18 protein-coding genes are annotated in these 19,261 nt (G+C 35.5%); 14 read left to right on the top strand and 4 right to left on the bottom strand.

Going from position 1 to position 19,261, the window contains the following annotated elements:
- Positions 1-5: 5 nt before the first annotated feature.
- Both GQ46_RS15830 and GQ46_RS15825 read right to left on the bottom strand, forming a co-directional pair.
- Positions 6-1,355, bottom strand: a complete 1,350-nt coding sequence (locus GQ46_RS15830; protein WP_044403805.1) for a 2TM domain-containing protein — start codon at positions 1,353-1,355, stop codon at positions 6-8.
- Between the two features lie 6 nt (positions 1,356-1,361).
- Entirely contained in the window at positions 1,362-2,012 is a 651-nt protein-coding gene (locus GQ46_RS15825) for a hypothetical protein (RefSeq protein WP_044403803.1), read from the bottom strand.
- A 553-nt stretch (positions 2,013-2,565) separates the two neighbouring features.
- Between GQ46_RS15825 and GQ46_RS15820 the strand changes: the two genes are divergently transcribed.
- The 11 genes from GQ46_RS15820 (at position 2,566) to GQ46_RS15775 (ending at position 13,025) form a co-directional block, all read left to right on the top strand.
- Positions 2,566-2,967 (top strand): hypothetical protein, encoded by a 402-nt coding sequence (locus tag GQ46_RS15820; protein WP_044403800.1) that lies wholly within the window; start codon positions 2,566-2,568, stop codon positions 2,965-2,967.
- Positions 2,968-2,972: 5 nt separating this feature from the next.
- A complete protein-coding gene (locus tag GQ46_RS15815; protein ID WP_044403797.1) occupies positions 2,973-3,413 on the top strand; it encodes a hypothetical protein in 441 nt (146 codons plus the stop codon).
- Positions 3,414-3,525: 112 nt separating this feature from the next.
- Complete coding sequence (locus tag GQ46_RS15810; protein WP_044403794.1) at positions 3,526-4,029, top strand: hypothetical protein; 504 nt, start codon at positions 3,526-3,528, stop codon at positions 4,027-4,029.
- 3 nt (positions 4,030-4,032) lie between these two features.
- Positions 4,033-4,350 (top strand): hypothetical protein, encoded by a 318-nt coding sequence (locus GQ46_RS15805; protein ID WP_044403792.1) that lies wholly within the window; start codon positions 4,033-4,035, stop codon positions 4,348-4,350.
- Positions 4,351-4,683: 333 nt separating this feature from the next.
- The gene (locus tag GQ46_RS15800; protein ID WP_197077366.1) at positions 4,684-6,444 is read left to right on the top strand and encodes a hypothetical protein; all 1,761 of its coding nucleotides are present in this window, start codon (positions 4,684-4,686) and stop codon (positions 6,442-6,444) included.
- A gap of 10 nt (positions 6,445-6,454) precedes the next feature.
- Positions 6,455-7,876: a cytochrome c family protein gene (locus GQ46_RS15795; protein ID WP_156133257.1), complete on the top strand. Its 1,422-nt coding sequence runs from the start codon at positions 6,455-6,457 to the stop codon at positions 7,874-7,876.
- Between the two features lie 274 nt (positions 7,877-8,150).
- Entirely contained in the window at positions 8,151-8,450 is a 300-nt protein-coding gene (locus GQ46_RS15790; RefSeq protein WP_044403790.1) for a hypothetical protein, read from the top strand.
- A gap of 92 nt (positions 8,451-8,542) precedes the next feature.
- Positions 8,543-10,240 carry a hypothetical protein gene (locus tag GQ46_RS15785; RefSeq protein WP_044403788.1) on the top strand — a complete coding sequence of 566 codons (1,698 nt, stop codon included), beginning with the start codon at positions 8,543-8,545 and terminating at the stop codon, positions 10,238-10,240.
- A gap of 87 nt (positions 10,241-10,327) precedes the next feature.
- Entirely contained in the window at positions 10,328-11,905 is a 1,578-nt protein-coding gene (locus GQ46_RS15780) for a hypothetical protein (protein WP_156133255.1), read from the top strand.
- 327 nt (positions 11,906-12,232) lie between these two features.
- Entirely contained in the window at positions 12,233-12,505 is a 273-nt protein-coding gene (locus tag GQ46_RS17280; RefSeq protein WP_052503506.1) for a hypothetical protein, read from the top strand.
- 229 nt (positions 12,506-12,734) lie between these two features.
- On the top strand, positions 12,735-13,025 hold the full coding sequence (locus GQ46_RS15775; RefSeq protein ID WP_044403783.1) for a hypothetical protein: 291 nt from the start codon (positions 12,735-12,737) through the stop codon (positions 13,023-13,025).
- A 233-nt stretch (positions 13,026-13,258) separates the two neighbouring features.
- Here the strand turns inward: GQ46_RS15775 and GQ46_RS15770 are convergent, their stop codons facing one another.
- Positions 13,259-15,412, bottom strand: coding sequence for a TonB-dependent receptor (locus GQ46_RS15770; protein ID WP_044403781.1), 2,154 nt, complete (start codon positions 15,410-15,412; stop codon positions 13,259-13,261).
- Positions 15,413-15,696: 284 nt separating this feature from the next.
- On the opposite strand from GQ46_RS15770, the gene GQ46_RS15765 reads away from it, so the two are divergent.
- Positions 15,697-16,371: a lysoplasmalogenase gene (locus GQ46_RS15765; protein ID WP_044403778.1), complete on the top strand. Its 675-nt coding sequence runs from the start codon at positions 15,697-15,699 to the stop codon at positions 16,369-16,371.
- Here the strand turns inward: GQ46_RS15765 and GQ46_RS15760 are convergent.
- Positions 16,358-17,632, bottom strand: coding sequence for an NAD(P)/FAD-dependent oxidoreductase (locus GQ46_RS15760; RefSeq protein WP_044403775.1), 1,275 nt, complete (start codon positions 17,630-17,632; stop codon positions 16,358-16,360). The genes GQ46_RS15765 and GQ46_RS15760 overlap by 14 nt on opposite strands.
- Before the next feature lie 476 nt (positions 17,633-18,108).
- Here GQ46_RS15760 and GQ46_RS15755 point away from each other — a divergent pair, with 476 nt between their 5' ends.
- Both GQ46_RS15755 and GQ46_RS15750 read left to right on the top strand, forming a co-directional pair.
- Positions 18,109-18,603: an RNA polymerase sigma factor gene (locus GQ46_RS15755; protein WP_044405227.1), complete on the top strand. Its 495-nt coding sequence runs from the start codon at positions 18,109-18,111 to the stop codon at positions 18,601-18,603.
- Positions 18,604-18,607: 4 nt separating this feature from the next.
- Positions 18,608-19,240, top strand: coding sequence for a hypothetical protein (locus GQ46_RS15750; protein ID WP_044403773.1), 633 nt, complete (start codon positions 18,608-18,610; stop codon positions 19,238-19,240).
- Positions 19,241-19,261 lie beyond the last annotated feature (21 nt).

The following is a 19,261-nucleotide window of genomic DNA, read 5'->3' as shown; positions in this document are numbered from 1 at the left end:
TATTTTTAAAGTGAATTGTGTCTACTACGTTCTTCTTCCATAATTTTTTCAATCTTACGTTGTTCCCAATTACGTCCTAAGATTCCATCATTTACAAAGACTTTATAGGCATGAAAAGCCAGACCTAAACCCCAACCCAATAGTGGGAACAAAAACCATTTAAATTCCCAATCCGTTTTATAATTTATAATTATTAAAAACGGGATTACAAAGCAATAGGAGATTAAATTATAATAAAACTCTTTTAATTCCTCAACGTGTTTACGTGCTCTCACGTAAGCGTCATCCATTTGTTTTTTTGGTAATTGTTCCATGACTGTTATTTGTTTGGTAAGCATAGGAATTGCGACTTTAAAATACTTTTTATCGGCTGTAATACTTACTTTTTTGTTTGTTAATAATTGGTAGCGTTGTGTAATATTATTTAAACCTACACCACTACTCTTCTTGACCACCTGTTTGGTTTGTAAATTGTTTTCAACAACGAGACGCCCTTGATCTTCATATATTTTAATATGCAATGGCTTACGTGAAGTTACGATGTTATGCTTTACTGCATTTTCCAATAATAGCTGAAGTGCTAGAGGCACGACCTTAGCTTCTGGGTTTTGAGCCTGTTCTGGAATATCAAATACAATACTATCTTCAAAACGCATTTTCAATAGTGACATATAAGTTTTAGCAAATTGCAGCTCTTCATCTACAGTTACTAAATCTTTATTCTTTTGTTCTAAAACATAACGATAGACTTTAGACAGACTGGTGGTAAACTTTTGTGCGTTCTGCGGATTTTCATCTATTAAACTCGTTAATACATTTAAGCTATTAAACAAAAAATGTGGATCTAATTGATTTTTTAAAGCATCAAATTTCGCACTTGCTGTTCCAGCAATAACTTTTTGTTCTTTTACTTTATTTTCCTGCTTGTATTTTTGATAATAAGCAATATAGAATATGGCAGTTACCGTAATGGATATGGTTAAAGAAAACCAGTAATTCATAACAGACTCATTGGAAAAGAACGTTTTAAACGTTTGCTCGTAAACAACAACTTTCGTGACTAAGCGCAATAAAAAAATGGCTAAAAAAGAAATGAGGACAGAGAAAAATGCTGCAGAAACCATATTCTTCAACTTGAACACCTCGCCTTTATACTTAGAAATTAAAATATTAAATAGATAAGCATTAGACATATACAGCACTACAGAATATATTTGGTTGTATATGAAGGTTTCTAATAACCCTTGATCAAATTCTATATCATTACCTGTGAAATAAATTATTATTCCAATAATTAAAAATATCAAGACACCTATTGAAAATGCGCGTCCTAAGTGTTTAAAAAATGCTAACATAGATTATTATTTACATGATTCGGCAATAATTTGCACGACTCTTTCCTTTCCCCAATCTGGGTGGAGTTTAGATTTTGGTTTAAAGTTAGCAAAAAGTTCAAGAGCTGCTTTTAAATCTTTACAAAAAGGTGTCACCTCTTGCCCAAAATATTTAGCACTCCCCATACCCCAATCTGCTCTCATATAGACCACTCTTGGATTATCTGGTGCTATTTTTAAAGCGTCAGCATAAATTTGAGATACTTTTGGTGCTAAGGTCATGCCATACTTTGCGCCATCACTAGCAACGTAAACTGTATGTAATAAGGCTTGCATAACCATAATTTCAGGGTTTTGTTTTGAAATCGCGCTGGCATCATTAATAAAATCCTGTGCCCGTTTTAATTGTGCGTTTAAAGCCTCTGTGTCTTTCATTTTGGTAAATCCGTCAAGAATTAAAACCTGAGCAGCGTAATAAGATGGCAACCAATTATCGGTTTCTGCACTGGCAATACGCTCGAATAGATTTGCTGCGTCACTGGTTTTGTTTTCTTGCCAAAGGCCAAAGGCTTTTTTCATGCCTTTTTCATAATTAGTATTCACAGCTGTTTCGGTCTGTGCTTGTGTTTCTATATGCGTTGATAGAGACATGATGATTAAAAAAGCTAGTCGGTACATAATAAATGGTTTTAAAGTTTAAGCAAATATCTTTTAGAACACGCGCTTTTTAAAAAGGGATTGGCTGAATTGTCATTTTTTGATGCTGAATTGTTTTTTGAATCAAAAACAGAATATAAAAGACAGAAGTTTAAATCCAGAAACCTAGAATTTATAGTACCGCAAAACGATTAGAATAGTCGAAATCAAGCTTTCACTTGGCGTTTTTAAAGAGAATAGCACAAAGAATTTTCTAATTTCTATCTTGATCTATTGGTTTGCTTATTCGTCTCTCTTTATTTCTAATATATCCCATGATATGCTGCACAGTTTCCTTCAAGACAACTGAAGAGCATTACCGAAAAAAAAAGGTGTGAATAAAAGAAACAAAGAAAACAAAAAAAGAGCTAGCATGTTATAAATCAAACTACAACATGCCTTTTACATAGGCGTCTACTTTCTTTTGTTATACTGAATCATAAAATTTTAAAGATAACAGACCCTAACACTACGCGAAGTGTAACAAAAAATTCCTAACTTTAAGTCAGTAAAGGAATCAAACCAAAAAGAAGCAATGGATTTCACCCTCATCGTACAAATAGTCATTGGCATTACCATTATATTTCTTATGCTCTTTAATATCTATCTCTATTTTAATGACGAGAAAGACGATACTGTAAACTTCATTATAAAAAAGTGGGCCTACAACAAATACTTTTTTTTACCGATGGCTTGGGGCATTTTAGGCGGACACTTCTTTTTAGGAAGTCAGGTGCCCATACTCGGCCCCAATGCTTGGGTACCTGTAATTCTGGTTGTTATTTTACTGTTAGCCATTTTAATTGTTGGACTTAAGCAACCAAAAGATTTTGTTATGAAACCCAGTATTCAGTTTCTACTCCTTATTATAGGCGTTTTATATGGTCATTTTTTCTGGTCACAACGTCATTTAGACTATTTTGAATTTTTTAATTAGCATCCATGCAAAATTTAGACACCTATATAAAAAAACATCCCGGAATAGTACGCATGGTGCAATACATCCTTATGGGGCTGTTTGTTTTTTTAATACTATTTGATATTATTTTAGCAGCAACAGACAATATTACCATTAGCGAAGTGATAAAAGGTGAAACCGAAAAAGCCTTTTTTGTACTCACCTATTTTTGGGGCGCTTTAGCCATGAATTTATTTATTACCAGAAAAAGCAAAAAGCTAGTGAGCGATGTGGTGGGCACTATTATTCTCTTTGGAATCGCTGTGCTCATTTTCTTTTTAAAATTAGGCCCCTTATTAATTGACGCTATTTCTCAAATACCATCACAGCCTACACAAAACGAAATCAGAATTGCACATGGTACTTCCATGGCTTTTGGTATTCTAATAGGGTATTTATTTTGGAGACAATTTCATGTAGAATGAAGTGAGAAGTGAGAAGTGAGAAGTGAGAAGTGAGAAGAAAAATAGCGAAGCTTATTTTAAAGGTGTCACAAAAAATTAGGTAGAGCAGAGTATTAAATTTTAAATAAAAATGATGAAAACAACAAAATATAAATTTTTAAAACACCTACTTTTAGCCTGTTTCTTTTTGCTATTTGCGAGTTGTAAAACAGCATTAGCACCAAAGTATGACGCTATAATAATAGAAAATCTCAATGCGAGCGCAACCGAGACCCTCAGTTTTCTGGCAACAATTTCTGATGGTACAGATAGCGATAGCTTTGTAAAAAGAGAAGCGGTATATAATGCACTCATTGGTGCTTTTGAAACTTTAGAACTTCTGGCCAGAGCAAGACCATTGCCAAAAAACAATGCCACCAAAAGAATAAACGTCATTTTAAACACCCGTGGTAAACCGAGTATAGAAAATGATTACCCAAGCGCCTTCGCCTTTAAACGTATAGCAGAAAATATTAAAAAAATGAAAGACACAGACCGCACTTCTGGTTTAAAACCATTCGCTATTGCGGCCTTTAAAGGTGAACTATTAATTTTCTTAGACCAAGCCCTTACTTATGAGAGCTTTTTAAAACGATAAGTCATGACAGATAACACAAGAAACCTTATTCAAGAAATAAAAGCTATAGCAACTAGTATTATTGAAAAAGACATCACAACGGTTCGTGGTTTTAGCGAGCGTCAAATAGAAGCCATTGCCAAACAAACCGAGTTAATACAAATAGGTGTTCTCTCTGGTGATATAGACGAGGATTTACTAGACTTCTTTTTAGAAGGTCTGGAAGCCATGGTACAAAATTTTATTAATACCCTTAAAGGCCTTTTATTGGTCACTCTAGAGAAACTCTGGAATAGCATTATCGTCTTATTATATGAGGCTATTGGTATAGATATTGAATAAGGGGCGCACACTGTCTTTAGCGATAAAGCAGATACCAATTTGAGGAAACACTGTACAAAACTCACACGTTTAGCACTGAGAAGAGATCTTTTTATCAAAATAGGTGCCCATTATAATGTCTATCAAAAATTGCACGAACCAATGAAATAACAGTGTGAATTTATCATGATTTCTATTAAAAAATAAAATAAACAACAAATTACTAACTCAAAAAACAGGTGATTATACCTATTGTCTTCTGCTCTTTTAAAGTATAACTTAGTGGTACTAAAAATTAAGAATCTAATTTTATATAATAATCAATTTTAAACCATCAACCAACCCGTATTCATTATGAAAAAACTAATTTCCCTCATTTTTGTAGTCACCTTTATAGTAAGCTGCAAAGAATCAAAAAAAGAAGACCCCTCATTAAAGATAGAAAACACACGTGTAGAGCCACAAACTAGCCCAGCCGATTTCGTATTTAAAACCCCTGCTTTACAACAGGATTTTAGTAATGACCCAACAAAGCAGGACGCTTTAAATGCACAATGGAATATTAATTTAACCGGTTTTACCAATCAAGGCTTAGTGGGCAATCCCTGGAATGCCACGAACGACACGGGTATTACAAATTATTTCAATCCAGCTATTAAAGGCATTCCGGCAGGAAGCCAGAATGTAGCTATCGAATGGAATGCCTTACCTGGAAGAATTAACTATTACTTTCCTGACCTTTCAAAAAACGACCAATATGCTATTGCAGATACTGGTTTATTAGCTAATGGTACACCACCCCCTTTAATCCCTTCAAATCCTTGTGATGCTACAGATACTTCTAAAATTAAATTTGGCCCTTATGGCCCTAGAGGCTTTCAAGATGAGTATTGCGAATGGTCAGTGCGCCGTGATGCTAAAGGAAATATTACACGTATTGACTTTACGTGCGAAAATCCAGAATACTGGAATTCTGTATGGAATGTAGACCCTAATAAAGTTTTAGAGTTGTATCAAAACACCTTAGACCTACCAAACATTGCCATGGAAGACCTTTACATTAAAGACGCCTCTGGCAAGGGCGTTATTGATCCTTCAACAGGTAATTACCTTTACAATCCTTTAAACAAATGGAACACTGGTTCTAATGGCGCTATGCATCTTACCAGTACACCAAATACGATACAAACAGAAATTGGACTAGGAACTTCAGCGTCTTTAAGTCGACAAAATTATGGTTCAGGAAATGAAGCGCTTTTATGCTGCGGGCAATTTGGACAAAAGTTTAGAAATAGTGATCCAACCATTGGCGGGAATGTAAATGCTTATGCTCAAACAGGTATGAATGTGACCTTGGCTAATCCGCCAGGCTTATATATTCAAAAGCCTAATAGTGCAGACTTTGCCAACTTCAGTACACCGGACGGTACAGATCCTTCAAGTTTTTGGACCACCGTTCGCGGTCAGGAAGCATTAGCAGATGTTGATGGATTAACTATGCCTGGGAATTTTATTCTCCACGCAAAATACGAAGTACCTGCAAGCTTAGGGTACACCATTAGTGATATCAAATATAATGGCAATGCTGTTACTTGGGGAAGTCAAATTGCACAGCTTATTAAAATGCATATTATTGCAACCGCCTATACGGGGTCTAAGCCAATAGCTATGGATTGTGTAGGTACCGCTTCAACACTATATGCAGAACCGTTACAGTTGTTTTATACCGCTGTTTTTAATGGCTACAACACTACCAAAGTCATGAATCCTGCACAGTTTCCTATGACGACTTTAAGTAACAGTACCTATGTAACACCAAAGGTAAAACAAGGCACTCAAAACGCTTCAATGACTCTAACGGTTAGCGGCTTAGACACTTCAAAAGGGAATCCTAGTATTACTTTTGATGGCACAGATATAACCGCAACTCCGGTTAGCTTTGGTACTGTAAATTATGCCGTACCAGGAAACTCATATCCAGGAGATTATCAAACCATTGTTATTAACCTTAGCGCTAGTGCTAATGCCACTACAGGACTTAGAAAAGTCTATGTTACTAATGCCGGACAAACCCCGTCTGAACCTATGCCTGCACTTTTATACATCACCAACTAAAATGATTCATATGAAAAATTTAAAATTAGTTGTCACCGTTATGGGTGTGTTAATACTCTCCTTTGTTCTATTTGTTTCATTAGGAATGACATCAGCCACCACTACTTATGTTGCTGCAACACCAAGTTGTGAATGCACCACATTCGACACCCTCTATTTTCAAGGGGACGTACCACATGATAGCGGACAAATTCCTAATCAGGCTTATGCCAATTGTTTTGCATGGAAAGAGTTTGTAGCGCTTAATTGGCCTACAGATGGAAGTAGCAATTTTGGAGACCCAAAAAACACCAATAAGGTAGCCTGGGAAACGTATATGACCAAAGAAGTACTGATGCCCGCAAATGGTCAGGCACCACCAGCCTGGAACACCACACACCCACTGTTAACTAAAAAAAACAGTCATAAACGGGTATTGATGCATGTTTCTAAATTCACAGCATTTAATGATACTATTGTCGTTACAGAAACAGGGCAAGCGGCGCCATCAGGTAGCCCAAACTGGCTGGGCACCCATAATAATACCAACCTCTGGTACGAGGTATTGGTTAATAAAGATGAATATGATTACATCACAGATCCTAAGCACCAATTTTACAACGCAGATAAGCAGTTAAGTTGGACCACTAGTGGAAACGCCATTCACTTACCAAAAGGATCTAATACCAACACGACTATTGGTGCCATGGAAATAAAGGCGGCCTGGATGGAACTGTCATCACCACCCACAGTAGATGTAACACGTTATAAAATATCAGAAGCGGTAATTATAGATCCCAACACAGGAAAACAAAGAGCTGCTAAAGTGGCATTAATAGGATTACACATTATACACAAAACAGAATCGCAACCCACCTGGATCTGGTCTACCTTTGAGCATGTAGACAACGCCCCAGACAACGGCGCCAACCCAAGTGGTGGTCATTATAACTTATACAATGTTAATTGTAAAGATAAAACCATGGAAATACCCGCCGCATATTCAGCAACAAAAAAGGACACCACCGTGACTATTAGTTGTAAAGACGCTAATGTTTCACCCCCTTACTATTTAGGTTTAAACGGACCAAAACCAACACAGTTACAGGTAACCAGAACAACCCCTTTAGATGATTCATCAGTACAAGTCAATAACACAATACAAACGGCCATAAAAAAATACTACCCAGAGTCTGTATTTCAGTACTACGAGCTGGTTGATGTGATTTGGTCCAGTAATCCCGTTCAGGACACCAACCAACCGGCGAAAGTACCGTTGTCTTTAAACTCTTTAAACCCTAATAATAATGTAGCGAATAGCGCAATGGAAACTTATGCACAACAGACCAAGTGTACAGATTGCCACCAATTTGGCTCTATCGCAGGAAAAAGCAACTTTGCTTCAGACTTTAGTTTTGTGCTGTCTGCCGCTAGTGCGGCTTCTCAAAATTAATTTTTAAGCCATATAATAAATAGGAAGTCTCTTCCAAGTAGTGAGAGGCCTCCTATTTTTTTTAACTACCCTGTGATAAAACACTTCAATTACATCTAAAATCTGATTTTTTTTTAAAGCTTTCCCCTTAGTACTTGTGTGTTAAACACCTTACACATTGTAAGGGATTCCCGTACTCCTTTTTCATTTCCTTTTTATTTCTTTACATAACGCAAAAATCAATTTCAAAAATTCGCGAATCCCTTTCCGGTTTTTAAATGTATTAACCATTATCATGCTCTCTAATTTTCAAGATTTGGCCAATGAATTAGAACTCACGTTAGGCACCATCTCTAATTTTAAAATAGGAAAAACAGAACAAAATATAGCAGACTGTTATCATGGACAGTATGCCCATAAATATAGCAACTATAAGATTATTACGTATTCAAAAAGTTTAGAAACTATTACTGCTTTCGAGACTTATTTAATACAACGTTTTAAAAACCTAAAGGCTTGCGATAATAAAGCCATTAATCATACCAAGCTTGCAGTGGCAGCACGTTATATTTTGTATTTGATGTACAATGATTAACAAAAAATGCGTAAATTAACGTCTATGTTTTTTACAAATTGTGTGTAGTTTGTAGCTTGCATAAACTAACCAAAAATATAAACTAATTAATTATGAAAACCGCTTTTCTTATTTGTTCCCTCTTTTTTATAACCTGTTCTTTTGCACAGCAGTACTCTTTACCTACTGATCTGGTTTTGGAATTTATGAAAAATAAAGATCCTAAAACAGGGTTGGATATCATCATTGAAACAAAGTTAGGGACAGATAATTTTTATGAAACCATAGTGAAATATGCTGACAATGAGGAGTCCTTTAAATTAAGACCTCTAACCTATCCTAATTTCGAAGTAAAGCTAAAACAGGCCATAAAAGATGTCATCGAAAAAACCGAAATCGATGGCAATGGTTTAGAAACAGTGACTCCGACGGATGATGTAATAGATAAAACGATGCCATATGTTTTTACTCAGATTGTGACCTATCACAATTCGGAAGAAGAAAAACCAATCGTGGCAACAATTCACCTCAAATCATCAGAAATTCCTGTATACTATGACGATGAAGAGGAAAGTATCTTTAAACCGCTTAAAAAATTAACTGTAGAAATTTCATTCTATGGTGGTTTTATAGAAAAAATGCAATTACAGGGCGTTATTGGTGATACACCAATAACCTTTAATAACAAATATTCTATTGGTATTAGCTCAACAAAAAACATCCAAGAATTAGACACTTACCGTCTATTTTCCGACGATGCATTCAGTGATTCTGAAATTAATGCTTTGCTAAAGACTAATGTATTAGAATCGAACGAAAATGTACAGACATTAAGAAAAGATCAGGAACAAACAAATAGTAACAGCAAGCTACATGTAAACGTCTCAGATATTATCCGCTATGTGAAAAAAGTAGATGTTAATGCTAACGACGTAAGCCCGGTTCCTCAATTATTAATATTAGACGACAATCAAAAACAAAGTAAACTCTATCGGGAAGAAACTTCAAAATTATTTGAAGCGGTTGTTTATACTGATTTTTTAGGCCTTTTTGACGAAGATAATCCTAACGGGATAATTCAAACTGAAATAAACAAACGGTTTAATATTAACACCAAAAGAGGAGATGTAAATAAATTATTTGGTCTAATATTTCCTCCTGTTGCCATTAGTGAAGGCTATGGTTTTTTTCAATTTATAGATGCTAGTTTTCAGTATTCTAAAATAGAATCTGATAGTAAATTTGTTATCCCCAATACGTTTGATGTTTTAGATGATACTGATCAAATAATTGAATCTTTTGATTATTATTCTCCTATATCGCTAATGCAACGCAGAAACTTTGCTATTGGAGGAAATTTAAATTTAATAACCTTAGAAAATCAAAACTCCAAACTGAACATGTATTTAAATGCAGGCTTTCTTTTTGGCAGAACAGGTCTTAAAGAAGCTATTGATGATGTAGAGGGTTTTTACACCAATAACTTAGAAATACCACTAGAATATCAATTTCACTTTTTACCTGAAAAACGGGTGAGTTTTTCTATCTCAGATCGCTTGTCTTGGTTTGAAACCTTCGATTCTAATATTAATTTAAAATCGCTAGAAGATAACAACTTGGTATCTAAAAACAGGTGGTTAAATACCTTTAATATCGATTTAAATATTGATATTTCCAGTACAGGAAGACTCTTTTTGCGCTATAAACTAACTCACGAATTGGACAATATTAATAATAATTTTTCCAGACTCCAGTTCGGGTATTCCTTTTATTTATTAAAAAACAATGGTGTAAAAAAGAATTTGAATTAAATACCAAGAGAAAACACCAATATTAGTTCTAACCGCGTTACGCATTATATCCTAAAAACCAATCCATATAACCCTAATTAGATGACCATGAAAAAAACAACCCATTACCCACTTACGCTCTTAGTCTTACTTTTGCTTTTAGCTTCCTGTGGGGATAAAACAAAAAAAACAACGGTTGAAGAAAATACCCCTACCGCAACTTCATATACCTATTCAGTAGCGATAGAAGCTGTTACTGAAAAATATCTTGCGCCTGCCTTACAATCTTATGCTAGCGCCATGATAAACGAACAGTGGCTCCTTTTTGCAGGAAGAACAAACGGCAATGATACCATAGGCGGACTACACAATCTAGATGCCGATTACTCGCTAGTCTCTTTTCCTCCTAAATCTTTTAATCCCTTTATATATACTTTCAATCCAAAAACTGGAAACCAATCGCTTCTTAACTATTGGAACATGTTAGAGACCATTCGTGTGATGGCATCAGGTGGCAATGGCGAGTCTGATGACATTAAAGCGGTTTGTAAAAAAGTGGGAGACATCCTGGCCAATTATGAGAGCATCTTCATCTGTTCAAACCCCCAGGTTATTCAATCGGGAGATTACCTCTATGTTATTGGCGGCTATGGACCTACACCAGGAGAAACACCAACAGCAGGAAACTATATAACCTATGATGCCATTGCAAAAATAAATGTCCCACTATTACAGAGAATCACGAACCGCGATTGGAGTCTAAGCGTTTCAGAATGGGAAGATTTGTTCCGATTTGGAAACAATCCAACCTTAAGATGTACAGGCGGTGAATTAAAAAAAATAGACGACGACTTTTATTTAGCTGCAGGGCATAATTTTAACAACAATGAGCAGGTCTATCTAAACAGTGTGTATCAGTTTGGCTTTTCAGAAGACGCCAGTACATTGGCGCTTACAGCGACTGTAACCGATACTATTAGTGATATTTCACCAAAAATTTTGGCAAGCGATCCAAAATTAGCAGACAGCACGTCTGCGTTTAGAAGAAGAGATTTACCTATTGTTCCTTCGGTGTATCTGGATAAAAACAACAACATTGCGCCCAACTTTGCGCTTATGGGCGGCGTATTTAAGTATGGAGAAACTTTAGCCGCCTGGAACGATGCTATTTACATTACGCCTAACGGAACAGAAAAATACACCTTTGATACGCAGCATGACCAGAAAAATTATAATATTTATTCTTGCCCAGATTTTGCAATCTATGACTCACAGACAAAAGAGCTTCACACCTTCTTACCGGGAGGGATTGGCAATGGCAAGCCCGACAGCCACTTGTCTGGATTTACAAATACTTTAGGCTACTCTAAATACAATGTGAGCAGCAAAGCAAGCAGCTTTGAAACCATTTCTAACCTGTTTCCATCTGATTATTTTTACGGTGCAGAAGCAGAATTTTTCCCGAATAGTAATGCCAAATATCTTACTATAAATGGAAAAGAAACCGATGTCATTGATAGCGACAGTACGTTCGAGACTGCGGCAACCGTTCATATAGGCTACATTTATGGTGGCATTGAATCTTACGAAGTATCGCCATCTACTTATGGTAGCGGGAAATCTGGTGCTTCTAATAAAGTTTGGAAAGTCATAGTAACACGTAATCCAATTAAAGGAGAAGAATAATCAGGTTTAAAGACTATATTACAACGCTATTTTAGAGTAAATAGTGAAATAATGAAGCTTACGGTTAGCCGTAAGCTTCTTGTTTTAAGCGGTTACCTTACTTTTAATGAAGGAAACAACCTTCAAGACAAACACCTCCGTACTAACGCGACTTAAATATCTCATTTTTAGTTAATTAAAAAAATACGTAATTCAGCGTATTTTTTTTATGCCTAATAGATTGTAGCTTGCACCTGTAAAAAGGCATGAATTTTACACCCTCTTTTTTTTTGATGTCTAAAAAAAATCTTGTGCTTTTAAAACGCTAATTAATCTATTTAAATAATCATGAAAAAATTAATCCTAACCGCCCTCCTCCTTGTCTTTAGTTTTACTGTTTTTAGTCAGACTACAAAAGCACAACCAGACGACAAAACGCCAACAGCAACTAGCCAAATAAAAGACGTCATAACGATTAACACTTTGCATGCTAGAGTAACTCCTATAAAAACAAGTACCGTAAAAATCAAAATCGCTAAAAAAGACAGATTAAAACCGCCATCAGCACATATTTTAACGCAGTTTTATGGTCTTAGCCGCAAAAGTATTCATAGGGTGTAAGTTGCTCTAAAGTTGCTTATTAGCTTTAATGGTTAATGTTATCATTTTGTAAAACATCACAATACTGTAACATATTAACAATCAATATCTTAAAAAGCAATGTGCTTTTCAGCCGATTATCGATTAAAAACAGCATCTTACAGAAAAACGTTGAACTTTAAGCGTTTAAGTCTGATTTTCATCTAGATTTTAGTATCTTATGTAGGCTATTTAATCAAATCCTTACAGTATGAAAAATCTAATACTCACCTCCCTCTTTTTGGCGTTAGGCTTCACAACCTATAGTCAAAATAAACCCGCTCTATTACACGAACAGACAACAACGGTCACATTGGCCGTGATTCAAAATCAAGCTATGGTATCGCCGTTTTTTTTAAAGTCCTCTCCTTTAACATGTGATTTACAAAGGCTGAAAACTAAAAAAACACCGTTTAAAAACTTAGGGATTACTGGTTTTCAAAGCCAATCTAAAGATTTTTTTAGAAAATTTTATGGTCGTAAAGTCATTCGCCTTAGCTAAAATCTGGCATCAATAACTCATGTTTTTATTGCTCTACTGCACTGCAGAAGGCATTTTACGCGGTCTGTTTCTAAGAACAGAATACACTCTTATTAAAGCAGATTTAGAAAAAGTGTCAGTAGATACATTGTCTTCAAAATTTGAAACATTCAAATATTCCGAAAAAGATAACTTAAAAATTAGAGTTCTGTTTATAAGGTTTCTGCTCCCTACAGCTTCACAGTCAAAGATGGTTATAAGTTATCCAACTGATTATCGGTCCCTTTTTCACTAATAGTCCAAAAGAAACCTACAAAGAAAAATTGATCTGCTGCTGGTCGCAAGGCACGACGTGCAAAATTATTATTACCGTCTGCTGTGTTTGCATATTGATAGCCGTTCACATTTTTTGTGGCTAATACATTATTAATAGAAAAGTACAAAATCTTTTGCTGACTCAATAAATAGGCCCAATTCACACTCAAATTACTATAACTTTTTGTTTTCTCATTCAAAAACCCGTCTAGATTTGGATTAGTATAGGGCCTTCCAGAAGCTAAAGCATAACTAAAACCAACTTGACTTTTCCAGTCTGAAATCCAGTATTTCCCAACAACAGAAAGATTATGGGCATTCGCAAAATTGGGTTGTGCCGCTATGGGGAAATTTCGATAGTCGCGTTTAGTATCTAAAAACGAGTAACTCACCCAGTAATCGATGTTTTTAATGCTTTTATTGTCTCTGTAAAACAAGTCTAAGCCTTTTGCAAAACCGCTGCCTTGATTGTTATAATTGCTCTCAAAGCCCGTAAACTCGGTATCATATTTTACTAAATGCGTGTAATTTTTATAATAGCTTTCTGCTCTAAAAATGCGCCCATCGTTATTGTATTGGTAATTTAAAATATAGTGTTGGGTGTGCTCGGCTTTTAAATCTTGTTCAAACTTTAAAATAGCACTGTTCGGATTCTGGTAGAAATCGCCATAGGCCAACGACAACTGACTTCTTTTTCCTGTTTTATAAGCAAAAGAGGCTCTTGGCGAAATACTCATCTCATTTAAGAGCGCACTTTTTTCTGCTCTTACCCCCACTTTTAAAGCTAGTTTTCTGGAGAAAATAATATCGGCTTCTGAAAATATGGCAGAGATGTTATTGTTGAATCCGTAATCCACTGGCGCCGTTACCTCATCCTGATAGTCTTCATTAAAAGCGGTGGCTAAATACTCGGCGCCAAAATTGAGTTTAAAGCGGTTGCTAAAACTTTTTCTTAGTTTAAATTTTGAATGAAGTGAATTTTCGGTAGCTTCTATAGCACTTGTATTAATACCTGTATTAGTATTGGCATGGGTATAACTAAAACCTGTCGCTAAGGTCCATCTGTTTTGCAGTTTCGCCTCATAAGACCCATTAAAATAGAGATTGTTATTATTGAGTTTAAAACGCATCCCCGCTGGACTATTAATATCTTCTTGAATCAACTCAAAATTAGAGGCATCAAAAGCCGTATATAATTTTAGTAATCCGCTATTGGTTTGCTGTCTGTAAACCGCTTCACCAGACCCCGTCTGAAAGGGTTTAACCCATTCATTTCTGTCCTTAAACACTTCCAAATAAGGTGCTAAATTAATATAAGATGCATTAACACTTAAGGCACTTTTATCCCATTTTTGAGTATTTCCTAAGCTGGCACCAACGCTCATAAGGCCAATATCTGTTTTTTCCTGGTCAGGTTCATCTATAGTATTCAGTAATAAAATACTTGATAAGGCTTGTCCGTACTCTGCAGAGTAACCACCCGTTGAAAAGGTAATTCCATCAAAAAGAAATGGCGAATAGCGCCCGCGTGTTGGGATATTATTTGTTGTTGGGGTATACGGTGTAAACACACGAATGCCATCTATAAAAATCTGGGTTTCTTCGGCTGCTCCACCACGTACAAAGAGCCTCCCATCTTCGGCTACCGTTGTCGTTCCTGGCAAAGTTTGTAATGCCCCAACAAAATCACCTAAGGCACTAGCTGTAGTGACCACATCCAACGGTTTTAAAACAGACACTTTACTGTTATCGCCTGCAGCAAAAGTGCCTGCAGAGAGTACTACGGTGTCTAGCGTATTCACATCGTCTCGCAGTTGTATCTTTAAATTTTTCAAAGTACGCACCTCACTTGCCATTTGGTAGCTTTCGTAAGAAACAAAAGAAACAATAAGTACTTGTGTTCCTGTTTCGTTTGTTGTAAAAGTAAATGCGCCTGTTGCATTAGTGGTGTTTCCATCATAAGTGCCTTCTAAATAAACATTCGCACCCGCAATAGGATTGTTTTTATTATCTGTTACGGTACCGCTAATGGTATTTTGCCCTGAGAGTTGTAAACTTAGTAATGTGATTATGATGGGTAATACTGCTTTCATCCTGTTCGTTGGTTTTAATTGATGCTACAAAGGTGTATTTGTAGTCTCTTTTTTAAAACTTATACTTGCTGAACTGTGATTTTTTAATGCTGAATTGAAGGCTTCACATTAGAGACGATTTTATAAAACTAACTTACTATGCTTTTTGTGTAGCATTAAACAGCTACTTCTATTGTAACTACAATTCATACAAGCAATACAGCACCTTTAGAATGACGGTAAGATTGAGTTTACCGAATATTAAGAGGAATTGCATATTTTTACTAAAAAAGTATCCTACCGAGATGAAATTATTTAAAAGTCCGTCTTTCTATTTAGTATTTGCCATTTTGGTAGGTATAGAAACCATAATAGCAAACCTTGAAGGCTTAACAAACATTCACTTTATTTCTAAACCTTTACTAGTAGTTTCGTTACTATTTTACTTTATTAACAAAAGCAAGCACCTGAGTAACAGCATACGAAAGCGTACCGTATTTGCCTTGATTTTCTCTTTAATAGGAGATATTCTTTTGCTCTTCGTTTTTAAATCTAAAGCCTTCTTTATTGCGGGCTTAGTGGCATTCCTAATGGCCCATATAATGTATTGCTTGGTTTTTTTAAAACACAGAAATAAAAGCAAAAAACCCTATGGTTTTATGGCAATACTTATAGTATATGCCTTAGGCTTGTTTTGGTTTTTAAAATCTGGATTGAACGGTTTATTAATTCCCGTCATGCTATACATGCTTGTGCTATTAACCATGGCAACTTTTGCTTTTTTAAGAAAAAGGGGTGTAAACACGCTAAGTTATAACTTGGTGCTTTTAGGCGCACTGACTTTTATAATCTCTGATAGTTTATTAGCACTTAACAAATTTTATACTCCAGTGCCTCTGGCCGATTTTAGTATTATGTTTACTTATGCTTTAGCACAGCTGCTTATTGTTATTGGTCTATTGCGGATTAAGCCTTCTTAAAAGGCCTAATAATTAAACGCGCAGCCTTATCAAAATTAATATAATTATAGGTCCAGTTAAAAAAGACAATCACCTTATTACGAAAACCAACCAGCGACATTAAATGAATAAACATCCAGATAAACCAAGCAAAAAAACCTGCGAATTTGTAATATTTTAAATCAACAACGGCTTTGTTCCGTCCAACTGTAGCCATTGAACCTTTGTCTTTATAAACAAAAGCTTTCATTGGCTTACCTTCAATTAAACGCAATAGGTTTTTACCTAATAATTTACCTTGTTGAATCGCGGGCTGCGCTACTTGCGGGTGCCCTTTAGGAAAAGTTTTTGTTTCCATCATGGCAATATCGCCTACTGCAAAGATAGAATCAAAACCTTCTACTTGATTGTATTGATTAACTTTATAGCGATTCGATCGGTCTTCAAGCACCTTTGCTTTTATGCCGTGTACAGGATTACCAGTAACACCTGCTGCCCAAATAAGAGTTTCAGATTCTAAGGTTAACTCAGAATTGGTTTGCACCGTGGTACCGTCATAGTCTTTAACCAATGTGTTACAATGCACTGTAACCCCCAACGCTTTTAAAAATAATTCAGCTTTTTTAGAGGCGTGTTCACTCATTGGTGGTAAAACTCTAGAGTCTCCTTCGAGCAAGTGAATGTGCATATTACTCGCATCTAAATCTTTATAATCTTTAGGTAGAATATGATTTTTAAGTTCTGCAATGGCGCCAGCCAGTTCAACACCTGTTGGTCCACCACCAACAATAACAAAAGTGAGTAAGCTCTGACGTTCTCTTTTAGTCTCGGCAATAGCTGCTTTTTCAAAATTTTGTAAAATTAAACTTCTAATATCAAGTGCTTGTGAGACTTCCTTCATGGGCATACTATGCTTCTCAATGCTTTTGTTTCCAAAATAATTCGTTTTGGTTCCTGTGGCCAACACCAAATAATCATATGAGAGGTTTCCAATAGTGGTATGGATTTCTTTTTTTTCTGCATCAATCTGCTCTACCTCTGCCAGACGAAAAAAGGAACTGTTTTGTTTTTTTATAACTTTACGTAAAGGGTACGCTATCGAATCGGGTTCTAACCCCGAGGAAGAGACTTGATATAATAAAGGCTGAAAGGTATGGTAATTATGCTTGTCTAATAAAACCACCTGAGTCTTTTTATTAGCGAGTTTTTTAACGAGACTTACTCCTGCAAAACCACCACCAACAATAACGATTCTGGGTAAGTTAGATTTAGGAATATTCATATAACGCGTTGAAAGGTGTTGTTCCCAAAGATACAATTTATGTGTTTTAAATACTAAAATGCAGTACTATTCCTGAGTGGTTTTCATTATAAAAATTTGCTAGTGTTTAAAACTATGGGGCGCTACACCTTGGTTTATGACACAGGTTTTCATACTTCGCCTGCGCGTAATACATGCTCATCCTCATACTTTAAATGACCTTAGGATTTAGAATTCGAGCTTCTACGTTAGCAATTGCTATGGCCCCTTTTTTAGCCTGTTCAGAGAGGCCACCCAAGGGAGTCCTGAAGCTTCAGGATGTCTCGAACAAGTAAAAAATATCGTGAAAAATGCGCCCTTTTGTTAAGTTAACTGCCGTTAGACAGGCATCGAAATAATTATTTTTGATAATCCTGTAACATATCTTATGTTTACGCTACTTATATGATGAAGAAGAATTTTTAATTAAATGCTATTTCAAAACCTAACTAATGACATTGAATAAAGAGCTAGAACATAGTTTTGTGGAATTGCTGGAGAAACACCAGAATATAGTACATAAGGTGTGCCGCTTATACACAAATAATTATGATGCCCATAACGATTTGTTCCAGGAAATTACGATACAGCTCTGGAAGGCCTATCCGAAATTTAGGGGGGACTCCAAGTTCAGTACTTGGATGTATCGTGTGGGGCTAAATACAGCTATTACGCTTTATAGAAAGTCTAAACGGACGATAAACACATTAGAATTTGATGCTGTACAGTTTAAAATTAAAGCCGAAGATTATGACGATACAGAAGAACAACAGTTAAAATTATTGTACAATGCTGTATATGAATTGAATGATATTGAAAAGGCACTCGTTTTCTTGTATTTGGAAGACAAAAATTATAGAGAAATTAGTGAAACAATGGGTATTACTGAAGTAAATGCAAGAGTGAAAATGAATCGCGTGAAAACGAAGTTAAGAACCATTTTAAATCCGTAAAGCTATGGATGAATTAGATGTATTAAAAAAACACTGGCAAAAAGATGCCGTTGGGGAGAAGCAACTGTCTTCTTCACAACTCTACCCGATGTTGTTAAAAAAGTCCTCTTCGATTGTGAAGACGCTGTTCTATATTAGTATTGCAGAATTGGTATTCTGGGTTTTAATTTCCTTTTTACCCATGCTCTCTACATCTTACAGAGCAAAAATGGAAGCTTCTAACATGAATGAAAGCCTGTTAAACGGCCTCACTATTTTGAGTTTTGTTGTTATTCTTGTATTTGTATACTTATTGTATAAATCAAACAAAAAAATATCGGTTACAGATAGTGCAAAAAAATTAATGGAGAGTATTTTTAAAACGCGTAAAGTGATTAAGTACTATGTGGGTTATAACTTAATCATGGCGTTTATAACTATGGTAGGGATGTCTTATTACTCCACAACAACGAACCCTGAACTGGCAGGTGCCATGACGAAATTAGATACCAACGGAAAAATTATAATGTGTATTATCGTATTACTTATTACGGTGGCTTTCGTTACTGTTATTTGGCTATTTTACAAATTATTATATGGTATTCTAATGAAGCGCTTAAATAGAAATTATAACGAATTAAAGAAATTAGAAGTTTAGTTTGACTACTAGAAACTAAAG

The organism is Lacinutrix sp. Hel_I_90 (assembly GCF_000934685.1).
Lineage (GTDB): Bacteria > Bacteroidota > Bacteroidia > Flavobacteriales > Flavobacteriaceae > Lacinutrix.
Note: the sequence above shows the minus strand (reverse complement) of the source record. Positions and strands in the feature narration are given on the sequence as shown.

What these genes read in the sequence shown, in the direction of transcription:
- GQ46_RS15830 (WP_044403805.1), bottom strand. Translation starts at nt 1,355, where the DNA reads ATGTTAGCATTTTTTAAACACTTAGGACGCGCATTTTCAATAGGTGTC.
- GQ46_RS15825 (WP_044403803.1), bottom strand. Translation starts at nt 2,012, where the DNA reads ATGTACCGACTAGCTTTTTTAATCATCATGTCTCTATCAACGCATATA.
- GQ46_RS15820 (WP_044403800.1), top strand. Translation starts at nt 2,566, where the DNA reads ATGGATTTCACCCTCATCGTACAAATAGTCATTGGCATTACCATTATA.
- GQ46_RS15815 (WP_044403797.1), top strand. Translation starts at nt 2,973, where the DNA reads ATGCAAAATTTAGACACCTATATAAAAAAACATCCCGGAATAGTACGC.
- GQ46_RS15810 (WP_044403794.1), top strand. Translation starts at nt 3,526, where the DNA reads ATGAAAACAACAAAATATAAATTTTTAAAACACCTACTTTTAGCCTGT.
- GQ46_RS15805 (WP_044403792.1), top strand. Translation starts at nt 4,033, where the DNA reads ATGACAGATAACACAAGAAACCTTATTCAAGAAATAAAAGCTATAGCA.
- GQ46_RS15800 (WP_197077366.1), top strand. Translation starts at nt 4,684, where the DNA reads ATGAAAAAACTAATTTCCCTCATTTTTGTAGTCACCTTTATAGTAAGC.
- GQ46_RS15795 (WP_156133257.1), top strand. Translation starts at nt 6,455, where the DNA reads ATGAAAAATTTAAAATTAGTTGTCACCGTTATGGGTGTGTTAATACTC.
- GQ46_RS15790 (WP_044403790.1), top strand. Translation starts at nt 8,151, where the DNA reads ATGCTCTCTAATTTTCAAGATTTGGCCAATGAATTAGAACTCACGTTA.
- GQ46_RS15785 (WP_044403788.1), top strand. Translation starts at nt 8,543, where the DNA reads ATGAAAACCGCTTTTCTTATTTGTTCCCTCTTTTTTATAACCTGTTCT.
- GQ46_RS15780 (WP_156133255.1), top strand. Translation starts at nt 10,328, where the DNA reads ATGAAAAAAACAACCCATTACCCACTTACGCTCTTAGTCTTACTTTTG.
- GQ46_RS17280 (WP_052503506.1), top strand. Translation starts at nt 12,233, where the DNA reads ATGAAAAAATTAATCCTAACCGCCCTCCTCCTTGTCTTTAGTTTTACT.
- GQ46_RS15775 (WP_044403783.1), top strand. Translation starts at nt 12,735, where the DNA reads ATGAAAAATCTAATACTCACCTCCCTCTTTTTGGCGTTAGGCTTCACA.
- GQ46_RS15770 (WP_044403781.1), bottom strand. Translation starts at nt 15,412, where the DNA reads ATGAAAGCAGTATTACCCATCATAATCACATTACTAAGTTTACAACTC.
- GQ46_RS15765 (WP_044403778.1), top strand. Translation starts at nt 15,697, where the DNA reads ATGAAATTATTTAAAAGTCCGTCTTTCTATTTAGTATTTGCCATTTTG.
- GQ46_RS15760 (WP_044403775.1), bottom strand. Translation starts at nt 17,632, where the DNA reads ATGAATATTCCTAAATCTAACTTACCCAGAATCGTTATTGTTGGTGGT.
- GQ46_RS15750 (WP_044403773.1), top strand. Translation starts at nt 18,608, where the DNA reads ATGGATGAATTAGATGTATTAAAAAAACACTGGCAAAAAGATGCCGTT.